Source organism: Psychrobacter sp. C 20.9, from assembly GCF_001921765.1.
GTDB lineage: Bacteria > Pseudomonadota > Gammaproteobacteria > Pseudomonadales > Moraxellaceae > Psychrobacter > Psychrobacter piscatorii_B.
Genome location: NZ_MRYC01000035.1, coordinates 1 through 1,973, shown reverse-complemented (window position 1 = coordinate 1,973; position 1,973 = coordinate 1). Strand labels below are relative to the sequence as shown.

Sequence of the window (1,973 nt, the reverse complement as noted above, 5' to 3'; positions counted from 1 at the left end):
AATGGTGGGTCTAAGTGGACTCGAACCACTGACCCCCGCGTTATCAACACGGTGCTCTAACCAGCTGAGCTACAGACCCTAATACGTTTGTTAAAACGTAAGCTTAAACTAAAGAACAACTTGTTGTGAATTCTTGCTGAGCGAATGCCGTCTATAAGGAGGTGATCCAGCCGCAGGTTCCCCTACGGCTACCTTGTTACGACTTCACCCCAGTCATCAACCACACCGTGGTGAACGCTCCCCTTACGGTTAAGCTATCCACTTCTGGTGCAATCAACTCCCATGGTGTGACGGGCGGTGTGTACAAGGCCCGGGAACGTATTCACCGCGGCATTCTGATCCGCGATTACTAGCGATTCCTACTTCATGGAGTCGAGTTGCAGACTCCAATCTGGACTACGATAGGCTTTTTGAGATTCGCATCACATCGCTGTGTAGCTGCCCTCTGTACCTACCATTGTAGCACGTGTGTAGCCCTGGTCGTAAGGGCCATGATGACTTGACGTCGTCCCCGCCTTCCTCCAGTTTGTCACTGGCAGTATCCTTAGAGTTCCCGGCTTAACCCGCTGGTAACTAAGGACAAGGGTTGCGCTCGTTGCGGGACTTAACCCAACATCTCACGACACGAGCTGACGACAGCCATGCAGCACCTGTATCACAATTCCCGAAGGCACTCTCGTATCTCTACAAGATTCTGTGTATGTCAAGACCAGGTAAGGTTCTTCGCGTTGCATCGAATTAAACCACATGCTCCACCGCTTGTGCGGGCCCCCGTCAATTCATTTGAGTTTTAACCTTGCGGCCGTACTCCCCAGGCGGTCTACTTATTGCGTTAGCTGCGTCACTAAGTCCTCAAGGGACCCAACGACTAGTAGACATCGTTTACGGCGTGGACTACCAGGGTATCTAATCCTGTTTGCTACCCACGCTTTCGAGCCTCAGTGTCAGTATGATGCCAGGAAGCTGCCTTCGCCATCGGTATTCCTTCAGATCTCTACGCATTTCACCGCTACACCTGAAATTCTACTTCCCTCTCACCTACTCTAGCCTAACAGTTTCAGATGCAGTTCCCAGGTTAAGCCCGGGGATTTCACATCTGACTTATCAAGCCACCTACGCTCGCTTTACGCCCAGTAATTCCGATTAACGCTTGCACCCTCTGTATTACCGCGGCTGCTGGCACAGAGTTAGCCGGTGCTTATTCTGCAGCTAATGTCATCGCTAACGGGTATTAACCGTTAGGTCTTCTTCACTGCTTAAAGTGCTTTACAACCAAAAGGCCTTCTTCACACACGCGGCATGGCTGGATCAGGGTTTCCCCCATTGTCCAATATTCCCCACTGCTGCCTCCCGTAGGAGTCCGGGCCGTGTCTCAGTCCCGGTGTGGCTGATCATCCTCTCAGACCAGCTACAGATCGTCGCCATGGTAGGCCTTTACCCCACCATCTAGCTAATCCGACTTAGGCTCATCTAATAGCGAGAGCAACAAGTTGCCCCCTTTCTCCCGTAGGACGTATGCGGTATTAATACGAGTTTCCCCGTGCTATCCCCCACTACTAGGTAGATTCCTAAGTATTACTCACCCGTCCGCCGCTCGTCATCTTCTAGCAAGCTAGAAATGTTACCGCTCGACTTGCATGTGTTAAGCCTGCCGCCAGCGTTCAATCTGAGCCATGATCAAACTCTTCAGTTTAATCTTGCTTGAAGTCTTCACTATAAATAGTAAGACGACTTCTAATCTTGGCTCATCTAATCTGGCAAAATCGCTCGTAATTATGTTCGTAATGAATTAACTTTGAGTTTTTCTGCTGTCTTAAATGATAATTTTTATAGTTAGTGTTCTACCGAAAAGATAGTCGACCAACTTTATTTTTTAGCATTCTGAATCAGCAAAAATCCACACAAGTTGTTCTTTAGTTATGCTTTTAAATAGTCTCAATCACTGTCGTCCAGTCATCGATATATAGGGTATT

Annotated in this window: 1 tRNA gene and 1 rRNA gene; both read right to left on the bottom strand. The window is 48.7% G+C overall.

The annotated features are described in order from the left end of the window. Positions 1–2: 2 nt before the first annotated feature. Positions 3–79, bottom strand: a tRNA-Ile gene (locus BTW00_RS13695). A gap of 75 nt (positions 80–154) precedes the next feature. Continuing rightward, a 16S ribosomal RNA gene (locus BTW00_RS13690) occupies positions 155–1,693 on the bottom strand. Positions 1,694–1,973: the final 280 nt, after the last annotated feature.